The organism is Streptomyces sp. NPDC007872 (genome assembly GCF_042868165.1).
Taxonomy (GTDB): Bacteria; Actinomycetota; Actinomycetes; order Streptomycetales; family Streptomycetaceae; genus Streptomyces.
Genome location: NZ_JBIAEA010000001.1, coordinates 654312 through 669312 on the forward strand (window position 1 = coordinate 654312; position 15001 = coordinate 669312).

Sequence of the window (15001 nt, forward strand, 5' to 3'; positions counted from 1 at the left end):
GGGCCGGAGTCGGAGTCGGAGTCGGAGGCAGGGTCGGGGACCGCGGTCAGGCATCCTTCGCGGCCGTCAGCGCCTCGATGTGGGCGGCGAGGTCGCGCAGCCGGGGGTGGGCGTAGACGGCCTTGACGGGCAGTGCCACGGAGAGTTCGGCCCGGACCCGGGAGACCAGCTTGATGGCGAGCAGGGAGTGGCCGCCGAGCTTGAAGAAGTTGTCGTCGGGGCCGATCGACGCGGCGCCCAGGACCTGGGTCCACACGCGGGCGATCAGCTCCTCCGCCGTACCGGTCAGGCCCTCGGCGGGACCGGCGGTCCCGGCCCGGTCCTTCGGCGTCTCGACGCGGGTGGCGAGCGCGGCCCGGTCGAGCTTGCCGCTGGGCGTGGTGGCGAACCGGTCCACGGCGACGTACGCGGCCGGGACCATGTACGAGGGCAGGGCCGCGGCGAGCGCGGTGCGGAGCGCGGCGGCGTCGCCGCCCCGGTGGTGGGCGATCAGGCAAGGGGTGCCGCCCGCGTCCTCGCCGAGGACCACGGCGGCCTCGGCGACGCCGTCCACCCGGGCGAGGGCGGCCGCGATCTCGGGGAGCTCGATGCGGTGTCCGCGCAGCTTGACCTGGCCGTCGGCCCGGCCGAGGTAGGCCAGTCGGCCGTCGGGCAGCAGCCGGCAGCGGTCGCCGGTGCGGTACATGCGTCCGCCGGGGACGCCGGACGGGTCGGCGACGAAGCGCTCCGCCGTCAGGCCGGGGCGGTTGCGGTAGCCGCGGGCCACGCGCGGACCGGCCAGGTAGAGCTCGCCGGCCTCCCCCTCTCCCACCGGGGCGAGGTTCTCGTCGAGGAGCCGGGCCCGGAGCCCGGGCAGGGCGGTGCCGATGTGCGGCTCGCCCGGCCGGTCGATCCACCCGGCGGTGGCGTCGACGGTGCACTCGGTGGGCCCGTACACGTTGAGGGCGCGCAGGAGGCCGGAGGCGTGGGCGGCGGCCAGGCGGTCCCACAGCGCCGGGCCGATGGCCTCGCCGCCGACGAGGAGGGTCAGCGGGCGCGGGCCGCCGCCGGGGGTGAGCAGGTCGAGCAGGGGGTCGGCGTGCGACGGGGTGACGTCCAGGTCCGTGAGGGCCCGCTCGTCGATCAGGGCGGCGAGGAGCGCCGGGTCGCGGCGGGTCTCCTCGTCGATCATGACGAGCGTGTCGCCCCGGCAGAGCCGTACCCACTGCTGCACGGACGCGTCGAACGACGGGGAGGCGTTCCAGCCGACCCGGCGGCCCTCGCCGGTGGCGGCGCCCGCCCCTTCGAGCTCGCGCAGCAGCAGGGAGACGGCTCCGCGGCCGATCTCCACGCCCTTGGGGCGGCCGGTGGAGCCGGAGGTGTAGATGACGTAGGCGAGGGTGCCGGCGGTGACCGGGACGGGGGCGTACGGAGTGCGGGTGCCGTTCCGTACGTCCGTCAGCTCGGCGATCGTCACGGCGCGGGCGCCGGGGGCGGGGGATCCGGCCGTGCCGTCCGTCACCACCAGGTCGGCGCCGGAGTCCTCGACGAGGTAACGGCGGCGCTCGGCGGGCAGGGCGGGGTCGACCGGCAGGTAGGCGGCGCCGGCGGTGAGGGTGCCGATGATCGCGGTGACGAGGTCGGCGCCGCGCGGCAGGCAGAGCGCGACGACGCTCTCCGGGCCGGTGCCGAGGGCGGTGAGCCCGGCGGCGAACGCGGCGGCCCGGGCACGCAGTTCGTCGAAGGTGAGGGTGCGGTCGCCCGCGACGACGGCGGTACGGCCGCCGGGGGCGGTGGCGAGCCGGGCGAGCAGGTCGGCCGCGCCGGTGCCGGCGGCGGCGCACGTGCCGCAGGGGCAGGGGCCCGCGATGTGGTGCTCCCCCGCGAGGGGGGCGGAGAGGGCGGCGGGGCGCTCGGGGAGGACGGCGGTCATGGCGGGGCTCACCTTCCGTACGGGGCGGTGGAGGGGGCGGTGGTCGGGGAGCAGGCGGACAGCGGCACCGGCTCGCCCATGGCGACGAGGATCTTGCGGTCCCCGGTGTACGACTCCCGGCCGTGGGCGCAGAGGATGTTGTCGACGAGCATCAGGTCGCCGGCCTGCCAGGTCTCCCGCACGGTGACGGCCTGGTAGGCGTCGTTGACGGCGTCCACCTCGGCGTCGGTGAGGGTGGTGCCGTCGCCCAGGAGAGTCTGGAAGGGCAGGCCGTCCTCGCCGAACGTCTCGGTGAGGACCTCGCGGACGTCCTCGTCGAGGCTGCGGGCGTTCCAGAACGCGAAGTGGTTGAACCAGACGCGCTCGCCGGTCACCGGGTGGGTGATGATCGCGGAGCGGCGCTGGCGGGTGCGCAGGGTGTCCTCGTCGAGCCATTCGTAGCCGATGGCGTGGGCGTCGCAGTACGCCTCGGCGCCCGCCGGCTCCTCCGAGGAGAAGGCCTTGCGCCAGGGCATGCCCGCGAGGTCGGCGTAGTTGCGGACGAGGAGCCAGCCGGCCTCGGCGAACCGGTCGACGAGGTCCTCCGGGAGGGCGGCGAGGGCCTTCCGCATGTCGCCGACGGTGGTCGCGCCGCCCGTCTCGGGGGCGGTGACGCAGCCGAAGAGCAGCACGCCGGGGAAGTCGAGGGTGTAGCTGTTCTCGTTGTGCAGGCGGATCGGCTGGGCGGCGGGCAGGTCGGTGGAGGAGAAGACGCCCTCGCCGAAGTCGGTGCGCGGGGTGGCCTTCTCCTTGTAGCCGGCGCGCTCGGCGATCAGCGCGTCCCGGGCCTCGGCGAAGGTGGCCGCGTCCGTGACGGGCAGGCCGCGCAGGAGGACCGCGCCGGAGCGGTGCAGTTCGGCCTGGATGTCGGCGCGCCGGTCGGACAGCCACGCGGTGGCCTCGGCCATGGTGCCGAAGGCGGGTGTGTGGAGGACGGCCGGCTTGCCCGGCTCCCGGACTACGGTGACGCCGGCGGTGGCCGGGCTGGGGGCGAAGGTGGTCATGACGGGTTCCTCGTCTTCCGTGGAAGTGGAAAGGGGGGCGGGCGGGGTCGACCTGCGGCGCGGGTCAGGCGGCCGTGGCCGCGGAGGCGTGCAGGGCGTCGAGGACCGGGTTCAGCCGGGCGAAGAAGCCGGGCAGGTCCTGCTGGAAGTAGAAGTGGTCGCCGGGGAGCACCTCGGGCTCGACCGGGTGACCGGCCACGAGGGACCAGCCGCCGAGCATGTCGACCGGGACGATCGGGTCGGCGTCGCCGCCGAAGACCGTGACCGGGCAGTCGAGCCGCACGCTCGGGGCGGTGCACCGGTAGACGTCGTCGATGGCGAAGTCGGCGCGGATGGACGGCAGGACGATCTCGCGGAGCTCCGGGTCGTCGAGGATGCCGTCGTCGGTGCCGCCGCGCTCCTTGATGGCGGCGACGAGCTGGTCGTCGTCGAACAGTTCGGGGCGGACCGGGCACTGGTTGGGCAGGACGGGCGCCCGGCAGGCGGAGGCGATCAGCCCGTGCGGGGTGCGGCCGCCGGCCTGGAGGGCCCGGGTCACCTCGAAGGCGACCAGGCTGCCCATGCTGTGCCCGAGGACCACCAGGGGGCCGGTGTCCGAGGGGAGGGCGTCGACCACGGGGAGCGCCAGGTCGTCGACGGACTCGGGCAGGTCCTCGCTGTAGCGGGCGCCCCGGCCCGGGTACTGGCCGATCAGCAGCCGGACGTCGGCCGGCAGGTGCTCGCGCCACGCGCTGTACGCGTGGGCGTTGCCTCCCGCGTGCGGGAGGACGAGGAGCGACAGGCGGTGCGGGGCGTCCCCGGGAAGGTCCCAGACGACGTCTTCGGGCGCGGGGACGACAGCGGAGTCCGGGAAGGAGGAGGTCATGAGCTGATCCGTTCTGTCTCGGTACGGCGGCGGAGGGCGGGCCGGGCCTTCTTCGCCGGGACGGCGGCGGCCCTGAGCGTGTCGATGTGCGCGGCGAGCCGGGCGGGGGTCGGGTGCTGGAAGACGTCGCGGACGGTGAGCCGCACGTCCAGGGCACCGGCGATGTGGTTGGTGAGGCGGGCCCCCAGGAGCGAGTGGCCGCCGTGGTGGAAGAAGTCGTCGTCGACGGTGAGGTCGGCGGTCGTGTCCAGGACGCGGACGAAGAGGGCGAGCAGGGTCTCTTCGAGGGGCGTGCGCGGGGCGCGTCCGGAGGCGGCGACGGCAGCCGGCTCGGGAAGGGCCCGCTTGTCGATCTTGCCGTTCGGCGTGAGCGGCAGCCGCTCCAGGAAGGTGAGATGGGTCGGGACGAGGTGCTCGGGGAGCCGTTCGGCGACGTGCCCCCGGACCTCTTCCGGAGGGATGTCGCCGTCGGTGACGACGTAGGCGGCGAGCCGGTCGCGATGGACGGTGACGACGGCCTGGGTGACCCGGGGATGGGTCAGGAACGCGGCCTCGGTCTCTCCCGGCTCGACGCGGAAGCCCCGTATCTTGATCTGGTCGTCCGCCCGGCCCTCATAAAGAAGATGGCCGTTCCGGTCGAAACGGGCCAGGTCACCGGTCCGGTAGAGACGCCCACCGGCCGGTCCGAACGGATTCGGCACGAAGCGAGTGGCGGTCAGGTCGGGCCGCCCGAGGTAACCGTGGGCCAGGCCCTCGCCGGCGAGGTAGAGCTCGCCGGTGACACCCGGCGGGCACAGGTTCAGATGGGCGTCGAGGACGTAACCGCCCTTGTTGACGAGCGGAGTTCCGATCGGGACGAGGGCGGGCGGCTCGTCGCCACGGGCGATGGAGTGGGTGGTCGTGAAGCCCATCGATTCGGCGGGGCCGTAGCCGTTGACGATCTCGATGCCGGGCTTGAGGCGCTGGAGCTTGTGCACGTGCGCCGGGGAGGCGGCCTCGCCGCCGGTGAAGGCGACCGTGACCGTGGCGAAGGCCTCCGGGTGCTCGTCCACCAGGAAGTTGAACAGACTCGCCGACAACTGGAGCATCGTCACCCCGTGTCGACGGGACAACTCACTGATCAGCACCGGTTCCGGCCGCTGCCCCGGCTGGAGTACGGAGGTTCCGCCGTGCAGCAGCGCGCCCCAGAACTCCAGGCTGAACGCGTCCCACGACACCGGCGAGCACTGGAGGAACACCTCGTCCGGACCGAACCGGCCGTAGGACTGACCGCTCACCGTCGACACCAGGTTCCGGTGCGACGACAGGATCCCCTTCGGCCGCCCCGTCGAACCCGACGTGAACATCAGGCAGGCGGAGTCGTCGGGACCGATCGGCAGACCGAGGTTGCGGGAGTCGAGGGACGAGAGTCCGGACGGGGCTTCCGTGTGGGTCGTCCAGGGTCCGTCGACGCGCGCGGCGAGGGACGGGCAGGTGAGGAGGTGGCGGATGCCGGCGTCGGTGGCGGCCGAACGCAGCCGCTCGTCGGGGAAGTCCGGGTCCAGGAGCGTGTAACCGGCCCCGGCCTTGACGACCGCGATCACCGCAGCCGCGAAGTCCGCCCCCCGCTCAAGGAGCACACCGGCCATGTCACCGCGCCCCAGACCGCGTGAACTCAGGTACCGGGAACAGCGGTTGGCGGCGGCGTTCAGCTCGGCGTACGTGATCCTCCGCTCACCGTCGACCAGAGCGGTACGGCCCGGATGGCGAGCGACCTGCTCCTCGAACCGCTCGACCAGCGACACGTCCCCGATGTCCGCCGTCACCCCGGCCCACGGACCGGTCAGCAGTTCGCGCTCCGCGCCGGACAGCACCTCCAGGCCCGAGAGCCGGACGCCCGGCTCGTCCAGCACCTGCGCCAGTACGTCCCCGAGGACCGTCACCATGCGCCGTACCGTCACCTCGTCGAACAGCTCGGCGGCGAAGAGGACCGCTCCGTGCAGGCGCCGGCCGTCGTCGGAGCGGAGCAGGAACTCCAGGTCGAACTTGACCGAGCCGTTCGCGAGGCCCGAGACCTCGGAGGTACGGACACCGGCCAGGTTCAACTGTGGCGCGCTGCCCGCCTCAAGGCCCAGGCAGATCTGGAAGAGGGGGTGACGCGAGAGGGTACGGGTGGGGTTGACCGCCTCCAGGACGAGGTCGAACGGCGTCTCCTGGTGCGCGAACGCGTCCAGATCCGCAGTACGCACCCGGCCCAGCAGCTCGCGGAACGTCGGATCACCCGCACTGTCCGTCCGCAGGACCAGCGTGTTCACGAAGAACCCGACCAGATCGTCCAACGCCCGGTCTCCACGCCCCGCCACCGGCGAACCGACCGCCAGATCGGACCCCGCACCCAACCGGGTCAGAGCCGCGACCAGCGCCGCGTGCACCACCATGAACGGCGTGCACCCCTCCGCCCGCGCGAACGCGACCACCCGCTCGAACACCTCCGCACCGAAGTCGACCTCGATCTGATCGCCCAGGTGCGAGGCCTTCGCCGGCCTCGGCCGGTCCAGGCTCAACCCGTGCTCCTCCGGAAGGCCTTCCAGCGCGCCGCGCCAGAACCCGAGGTCCCGCCCCAGCAGGCCGTCCGGATCGTCGGCCGACCCCAGCACCCGCCGCTGCCACACCGCGTAATCCGCGTACTGGACGGTGAGCGGCTCCAGCACGCTGCTCCCCGCTCCCCCGACCCGGGCCCCGTACGCCCGCTCCAGGTCCGCGAAGAACACACCATTCGACACGCCGTCGATCGCGATGTGGTGCACCACCAGCAGCAGGACCGCGGGTCCGTCTCCCAGGTCGAACACCACCGCCCGCACCGGGATCTCCGCAGCCAGGTCGAACACCCGGCCCGCCTCGGCAGTCAGCTCCGCTTCGAGGAGACCGGTCTGGGTCCGGCGTGTTTCCACGCGCACACGTGCCTGCTCCGGCGGGAGGATCCGCTGGCGCGGTTCGCCGTCCACGCCCTCGAAGACCGTCCGCAGCGGAGCATGCCGCTCCACCACGTCCCCCAGCGCGGCTTCCAGCGCGGCCGGGTCCAGCCCGCCGCCCTCGAAGCGCACCACCATCGGCACGTTGTAGGCGGCGCTGTCCCCGTCGAGCTGCGAGAGGAGCCACAGCCGCCGCTGCGCGAACGACGCCGGGGGCAGTCCGTCTCCCTTCTCCCCCTCCCCCGCGACCAGCGGCAGAAGGACGTCCCGTACGCCTTCCTCCGCCGCGACCAGCTCCGCGAGGCGCGCCGGCGTCGGACTCCCGAACACGTCCCGGATCGTCAGCCGTACGCCCAGGGCGTCCGCGATGTGGTTCGTCAGGCGTGCCGCGAGCAGCGAGTGGCCGCCGTGGTGGAAGAAGTCGTCGTCGACGGTGAGGTCGGCGGTCGTGTCCAGGACGCGGACGAAGAGGGCGAGCAGGGTCTCTTCGAGGGGCGTGCGCGGGGCGCGGCCGGAGACGGCGACGGCGGCCGGCTCGGGAAGGGCCCGCTTGTCGATCTTGCCGTTCGGCGTGAGCGGCAGCCGCTCCAGGCCGATGACGTGCGCGGGGACGAGGTGTTCGGGGAGCCGGTCCGCCACGTGCTTGCGGATCTCCTCGGGGTGGACGTCGCCGTCGGTGACGACGTACGCGGCGAGGCGATCGTGGTGGACGGTGACGACGGCCCGGGTGACCCGGGGATGGGTCAGGAGCACGGCCTCGGTCTCACCGGGCTCGACGCGGAAGCCCCGTATCTTGATCTGGTCGTCCGCCCGGCCCTCGTAGACGAGACGGCCCTCCCGGTCGAAACGGGCCAGGTCACCGGTCCGGTAGAGACGACCGACTCCGAACGGATTCGGCACGAAACGGGTCGCCGTCAGGTCCGGCCGGCCGAGATAGCCGTGAGCCAGACCCTCACCGGCGAGATAGAGCTCGCCGGTGACACCCGGCGGGCACAGGTTCAGATGGGCGTCGAGGACGTAACCGCCCTTGTTGACGAGCGGAGTTCCGATCGGGATCACGGTGTGAGGGTGGTCGGCCGCATCGACGGGATGCGTGGTGGTGAAGCCCATCGACTCCGCCGGCCCGTAACCGTTCACCACCTCAAGGCCGGGCTTGAGGCGCTGGAGCTTGTGCACGTGCGCCGGGGAGGCGGCCTCGCCGCCGGTGAAGGCGACCGTGACCGTGGCGAAGGCCTCCGGGTGCTCGTCGACCAGGAAGTTGAACAGGCTCGCCGACAACTGGAGCATCGTCACGCCATGGCGGCGGGAGAGCTCGCTGATCAGTACGGGCTCGGGCCGCTGCCCCGGCTGGAGTACGGAGGTTCCGCCGTGCAGCAGCGCCCCCCAGAACTCCAGGCTGAACGCGTCCCAGGAGACGGGCGAGCACTGGAGGAACACCTCGTCCGGACCGAACCGGCCGTAGGACTGACCGCTCACCGTCGAGACCAGGTTCCGGTGCGACGACAGGATCCCCTTCGGCCGGCCCGTCGAACCCGACGTGAACATCAGGCACGCCACGTCGTCCCCGGTCAGCTCCGTGCCCAAGTTCTCCCCGGGCAGGCCTTCCAGTTCCTCGGGCGAGCAGGAGACGGTCTGCCACGGGCCCTCCAGGCGTCCCGCGAGACGGGGGTTCGTGACCAGGACGCCGATGCCGGCGTCGGTGGCGGCCGAACGCAGCCGCTCGTCGGGGAAGTCCGGGTCCAGGAGCGTGTAACCGGCCCCGGCCTTGACGACCGCGATCACCGCAGCCGCGAAGTCCGCCCCCCGCTCAAGGAACACACCGGCCATGTCACCACGCCCCAGACCGCGTGAACTCAGGTACCGGGCCCAGCGGTTGGCGGCGGCGTTCAGCTCGGCGTACGTGATCCTCCGCTCACCGTCGACCAGAGCGGTACGGCCCGGATGACGGGCGACCTGCTCCTCGAACCGCCCGACCAGCGACACGTCCCCGATGTCCGCTGCCGTCCCGGCCCACGGACCGGTCAGCAGCTCGCGCTCCGCGCCGGACAGCACCTCCAGGCCCGAGAGCCGTACACCCGGCTCGTCCAGCACCTGCGCCAGTACGTCCCCGAGAATCCTCGTCATGCGCCGTACCGTCACCTCGTCGAACAGCTCGGCGGCGAAGAGCACGGTGGCCCGGAGCGACTTCTCGTCGTCGGAGCGGAGGAAGAACTCCAGGTCGAACTTGGCGGATCCGTTGGAGACCGTTTCGACGGGCCCGGTCCGCACGCCCCGCAGCCCGAACGCCGGGCCGCTCTCGGATTCGAGGGCCAGGCAGATCTGGAAGAGGGGGTGACGCGAGAGGGTACGGGTGGGATTGACCGCCTCCAGGACCAGATCGAACGGCGTCTCCTGGTGCGCGAACGCGTCCAGGTCCGCGGTACGCACCCGGCCCAGCAGCTCGCGGAACGTCGGATCACCCGCACTGTCCGTCCGCAGGACCAGCGTGTTCACGAAGAACCCGACCAGATCGTCCAACGCCCGGTCTCCGCGGCCGGCCACCGGCGAACCGACCGCCAGATCGGACCCCGCACCCAACCGGGTCAGAGCCGCGACCAGCGCCGCGTGCACCACCATGAACGGCGTGCACCCCTCCGCCCGCGCGAACGCGACCACCCGCTCGAAGACCCCCGTACCGAGATCGACCTCGACCTCTCCGCCCCGGTGCGACGCCCGCGCCGGCCTCGGCCGGTCCAGGCTCAACCCGTGCTCCTCCGGAAGGTCCTCCAGCGCGCCGCGCCAGAAGCCGAGGTCCCGCCCCAGCACACTGTCCGGGTCGTCCGCGTCGCCCAGCACCCGCCGCTGCCAGACCGCGTAATCGGCGTACTGGACCGTCAACGGCTCCAGCACACTGCTCCCCGCTCCCCCGACCCGGGCCTCGTAGGCCCGCTCCAGGTCCGCGAAGAACACGCCGCTCGACACGCCGTCCGTCGCGATGTGGTGCACCACCAGCAGGAGCACCGCCGACCCGTCCTCCAGGTCGAACACCACCGCCCGCACCGGGATCTCCGCAGCCAGGTCGAACACCCGGCCCGCCTCGGCGGCCAGTTCGGCGTCCAGGTGTGCCGTCTCCACGCGCCGCCGTCGGACCGTCGTCCTCGCGAGGTCCGGCGGGAGGATCCGCTGGCGCGGTTCGCCGTCCACGCCCTCGAAGACCGTCCGCAGCGGCGCATGCCGCTCCACCACGTCCCCCAGTGCCGCTTCCAGGGCTCCGACGTCGAGCCCGCCGTCCTCCAGGCGTACCACCATGGGCACGTTGTAGGCCGCGCTGTCCCCGTCCATGCCCGCGAGGAGCCACAGGCGCCGCTGTGCGTACGAGGCCGGGGGCAGGGCGCCGTTCCCGTCCGTGCCCTCGCCCGCGACCAGCGGCGGAAGGACGTCCCGTACGCCTTGCGCCCCCGCGATCAGCTCCGCGAGACGCGCCGGCGTCGGGTTCTCGAACACGTCCCGGATCGTGAGCCGCACGCCCAGGGCGTCCGCGATGTGGTTCGTCAGGCGTGCCGCGAGCAGCGAGTGGCCGCCGAGGGCGAAGAAGCCGTCGTCGATGCCGATCGGGTCCGTCGTCTCCAGCGTCGTGCCGAAGAGGGCGACGAGGGTCTCCTCCGTCCGGGTGCGCGGGGCGCGCCGGGTGGCGAGGAGGGCCGCCGGGGCCGGCAGGGCCCGTTTGTCGATCTTTCCGTTGGGGGTGACGGGCAGTCGGTCGAGGAGGGTCAGATAGGTGGGGACGAGGTGTTCGGGGAGCCGGTCCGCCACGTGCTTGCGGATCTCCTCGGGGCGTACGTCGCCGTCGGCGACGACGTACGCGGCGAGGCGCTTCTCGTGGACGGTGACGACGGCCCGGGTGACCCGGGGGTGGGTCAGGAGCGCGGCCTCGGTCTCGCCCGGCTCGACGCGGAAGCCCCGTATCTTGATCTGGTCGTCCGCCCGGCCCTCGTAGACGAGACGGCCCTCGCCGTCGAAGCGGACCAGGTCACCGGTCCGGTAAAGGCGACCGGGTCCGAACGGGTTCGGCACGAAACGGGTCGCCGTCAGGTCCGGCCGGCCCAGGTAGCCGTGGGCCAGGCCCTCACCCGCGAGATAGAGCTCCCCGGTGACACCCGGCGGGCACAGGTTCAGACGGGGGTCGAGGACGTGACTTGCCTTGTCGACGAGGGGGGTTCCGATCGGGATCGCGGGGTGCGGGCGCTCGCCGGGCTCGACGGTGTGGGTGGTGGCGAAGATCATCACCTCGGCCGGCCCGTACCCGTTCACGACCTCGATGCCGGGCCTGAGCCGCTGGAGCTTGTGGACGTGGGCCGGGGAGGCGGCCTCGCCGACGGTGAAGGCGGTGGTGACGGTGTCGAAGGCCTCCGGGTGCTCGTCGGTGAGGTAGTTGAAGAGGGTGGCGGACAGCAGGAGCGTGGTGACGCCGTGGCGGCGCGCCAGTTCGGCGACGAGGGCGGGTTCGGGTTTCTGTCCCGGCTGGAGGACGACGGTGCCGCCGTGGAGGAGGCCGCCCCAGAGCTCCAGGCTGAACGCGTCCCAGGAGACCGGCGAGCACTGGAGGTAGACCTGGTCCGGGCCGGTGGGGAGGTAGGGCTGGCCGATCAGGGTGGAGACCAGGTTCCGGTGGGACGACAGGATCGCCTTGGGCCGGCCCGTCGAGCCGGAGGTGAACATCAGGCAGGCGGGGTCGTCGGGGGCGACGGGGAGGCCGGGGTTGCCGGGGCCGTGGGAGAGGAGTTCACCGGGGGCCTCGGTGTGGACCGTCCAGGGTCCTTCGAGGCGTCCGGCGAGGGACGGGCGGGTGAGGAGGTGGCGGATGCCGGCGTCGTCGGCCGCCGCGCGGAGGCGCTCGTCGGGGAAGTCGGGGTCGAGCAGGACGTGGGCGGCGCCGGTCTTGAGGACGGCGAGGAGGGCGGTGGCGAAGCGGATGCCGCGCTCCAGGAGGACGCCCGCCAGGTCTCCGCGCCCCAGACCGCGTGAACTCAGGTGGCGGGCCCAGCGGTTGGCGGCGGCGTTGAGCTCGGCGTACGTGACCCTCCGCTCGCCGTCGATCAGCGCGGTGGCGTCCGGGTGGCGGGCCGCCTGCTCCTCGAAGCGTGCCACGAGGGTCGTGGGGGCGGTACCGGCCTTGCTGACGGGGCCGGCCCACGGGCCGGTGAGCAGGGCGCGTTCGGCCTCCGTCAGGACGTCGAGGTCGGCGATCCGGCGCCCGGCCGGCCGGTCCGTGGCGAGGACGGTGGAGAGGAAGGCGGCGAAGCGGTCCTGGTGGGCGGCGACGGACGTCACGTCGACGCCGTCGAGCGGGGTGTCGAAGTCGATCCGCAGGCCGTGCTCGGCGCCGAGGTCGAGCACGGCGACGGCGAGGTCGTCCACCGGGCCGTTGCTGATGTTGTGGTTGAGGGTCGGGCTGCCGCACACGGTGAGTTCCGCGTGGAAGCCCATGATGTTGAGGACGGGCGCGGCGAGGCGGCGGGAGCCGTCGACGGTCCCGGCGTCCCGGCACAGGTCCTCGTACCGGGTCAGTTGGTGGCGCAGCCCGTGCTTGACCTCGGCGGAGGCCGAGCGGACCAGGGCGGCGAGGGTCTCCTCGGGCCGCACCCGGAGCCGGAGCGGCACCACGTTCGACAGCATGCCGGGCGTACTGCGGGCCTGCCGGGTCGTGCGGCCCGTCACGGGCAGGGCGAGGACCAGTTCCTCGCGGCCCGTGACGCGGTGCAGGTAGACCGAGAAGAGGGCCACGAGGAGGACCGACCAGGAGACCCGTTCGCCCCGGGCGACCGACCGCAGTCGGTCGGCGTCCGCCGCGGACACCCGTGCGCTGCGGCGCGCGAAGGGCAGGCCGCCGTGCGCGGCGGGGGCCCGGCCGGTGCCCCGGACGAGGCCGGCGGGCGCGTCGGGGGCACCGGCGAGGTGCTCCCGCCAGGCGGCCAGATCGGCGGTGGCCCGGTCGGAGTTCCGGTACGCGGCGTCCTCGGCGAGCAGGTCGGCGAGGCTCCCGAACGGGGAGGGTCCCCAGGGTTCGCCCGCGACCGCCCGCTCGTACAGCTCGACCAGGCGGGCGAGGGCCATCGAGACGCCGACGCCGTCGACGACCAGGTGGTGGAACCCGTAGAAGTAGAAGAACCGCTCCTCGCCCAGTTTGATCAGCGCGCAGCGGACCGGCGGGCGGCGGGCCAGGTCGAAGGGGGTGCTGATCAGGCCGTCGATCAGGCGCCAGGCCTCGGCCTCGGGGTCGTCGGCCGCGCTCACGTCGATGAACGGGAGGCGGCGGGTGCCGGCGTCGGGGTCGACGACCTGCCGGACCTGCTCGCCGTCGTCCTCGAAGCCGCGGATGCGGAGGAAGTCGGCCTCCTCGACGAGCCGGTGCCAGGCCGCCGCCATCAGCTCCGGGTCGACCGGGCCGATGATCTCGCGGCACTCGGCGACGTTGTACTTGACGCCGGTGGGGTCGAGGGCGTGCGCCGTCCAGATGTCACGCTGGGCCACCGAGAGCGGCAACCGGACGGCGGCCGGAGCGGGTGCGACGGGCGTGTCGAACGGCATGGAGGGCTCCTGGAGGAGAGGAAGGCGCGGCGGCCGGAGGCGGGGCAGTGGCCATACAACCCGTGGGTGCGGGCCGGGAGCGGCAGTTGCTCCGGCGGTACGCGAGCGGTTCGGCAGCGCGGCGGCAGTCAGGCGGCAGCGGTCCCGGCAGGAGCGGCGGCAGCGGTCCCGGCGGGAGCGGCGACATCGGCCGCCGGCGCGCACGCGGTCGTCGAGGCGCACGCGGTCGTCGAGGCGACGGCCCGGACGACGCACAGCACGCGGAACGCGGAGCGGCCGCCGTCCGTGCTGGACCGGATCACGCCGCCGACGAGGAGGTCGCGGACCATGCGCCCGCAGTGCGGCAGGGGCAGGCCGGTCGACCGGACGACGTCCTCCAGGAGGAACTCGTCCCGGCCGGCCGCGCACAGCTCGGCGATCAGGCTCCGGTGGCCGGCGGGCAGCGCGGCCAGGGTCCGGCCGACGCTCTCCCGGAGGTGGGAGCCGGACCGGCCGTCGGCCAGGTGGTCGAGGAGCGGGGCGGGGTCGGACTCGACGATGCCGCGCAGGGTGGGCAGGTCGCAGACGGTGAGCCAGGAGGCGGCCGCGGCGAGGGCGAGCGGGTGCCCGTCGAGGCGGTGGCAGACCCACGCGATGTCCGTCAGGGCCCGGTCGTCGGGGACGATGTCGGGGCGGACGCGGCGGAGCCGGTCGAGGAAGAACCGGGTGGCGGGGGCGTCGGGGCGGGCACTGCCGGCCGGGGCCGGTGCCTCCAGGGGGGCGAGGAGGAAGAGGCGTTCGCCGGGGACGTCCCAGGGCGTGTCGGCGGTGACGAGGAGGCGCAGTCCGGGCAGTTCGCGCAGCAGCCGGCCGAGGCGCTGGAAGTCGAGCCGCGCGGTGTCGGCGCCGTCGAGGACGAGGAGCGCCGCGCGGTCGCCGAGCAGGCCGGTGAGCTCGGCGGGAACGGCGTCGGCGGGACCTTCGCCGTGCAGGAAGGCGGCGCAGTCGGCGGTCGGGGCGGCGAGCGGGTCGTCGTCGGCCGGCAGGCAGTCGGCGACCGCCCCAGGGGCGGTGTGCCACAGCACGGGGAGGCCGGCGTCGTGCAGTCGGGCCGCCGCCTCCAGGGCGAGTCTGGTCTTGCCGACGCCGCTCAGGCCCACGACGGTGATCAGCCGTTCGGTTCCGGAGCGCAGTTCCTCCGCGACGACGGCGGCCTCGGCCCGCCGTTCGATCAGCGGGTGCAGGGGTACGGGGGGTGCCGAGCGCTCCAGGGACAGGTACCGGGCGCCTCCGCCGCCGCGGTGGCCGCGCCGCCCCGCCTCCTCCAGGGCCGTGCGGGCCCGGGGGCCCAGGCGCAGGGCGTCGGCGATGAGCCGGAGCGTGTCGGTTCTCGGCCGCTGGGCCTTGCCCTTCTCCAGGTCGCGGATGGCGCGGACGCTGATGGTGGACAGGTCGGCCAGCTCGCGCTGGGTGAGGCCGATGCGGAGCCGGTGGCCGCGTATGAGGGTGCCGAGCGCGGCGGTGGCCGCGGCGGTGTCCTCCGGGGAAAGAATGGTCGTCGCCATGAAGAGCCCCCACTGGTCGAGTCGGGGCGGGGCCCTGGCGGCGGCCCGGTCGGGCCGCCGGCTGGCGCAAGGGCCCCGCCGTCTGCTGCTCTCCATCGTGAGGACGGGGCTATCCAGGG

Annotated in this window: 5 protein-coding genes; all 5 read right to left on the reverse strand. The window is 73.6% G+C overall.

Annotation, left to right across the window (positions count from 1 at the left end):
- Nucleotides 1–46: 46 nt before the first annotated feature.
- The 5 genes from ACFYNX_RS02625 to ACFYNX_RS02645 all read right to left on the reverse strand — a co-directional run bounded on the left by ACFYNX_RS02625 (nucleotide 47) and on the right by ACFYNX_RS02645 (nucleotide 14882).
- Nucleotides 47–1912, reverse strand: coding sequence for an amino acid adenylation domain-containing protein (locus ACFYNX_RS02625; RefSeq protein WP_388656872.1), 1866 nt, complete (start codon nucleotides 1910–1912; stop codon nucleotides 47–49).
- Between the two features lie 8 nt (nucleotides 1913–1920).
- On the reverse strand, nucleotides 1921–2955 hold the full coding sequence (locus ACFYNX_RS02630) for a TauD/TfdA family dioxygenase (protein WP_388656875.1): 1035 nt from the start codon (nucleotides 2953–2955) through the stop codon (nucleotides 1921–1923).
- Between the two features lie 64 nt (nucleotides 2956–3019).
- Nucleotides 3020–3820: a thioesterase II family protein gene (locus ACFYNX_RS02635; protein ID WP_388656878.1), complete on the reverse strand. Its 801-nt coding sequence runs from the start codon at nucleotides 3818–3820 to the stop codon at nucleotides 3020–3022.
- Complete coding sequence (locus ACFYNX_RS02640) at nucleotides 3817–13338, reverse strand: amino acid adenylation domain-containing protein (RefSeq protein ID WP_388656880.1); 9522 nt, start codon at nucleotides 13336–13338, stop codon at nucleotides 3817–3819. Before ACFYNX_RS02640 ends, ACFYNX_RS02635 begins: the two co-directional genes overlap by 4 nt.
- Nucleotides 13339–13466: 128 nt before the next feature.
- Nucleotides 13467–14882, reverse strand: coding sequence for a helix-turn-helix domain-containing protein (locus ACFYNX_RS02645; protein WP_388656883.1), 1416 nt, complete (start codon nucleotides 14880–14882; stop codon nucleotides 13467–13469).
- Nucleotides 14883–15001: the final 119 nt, after the last annotated feature.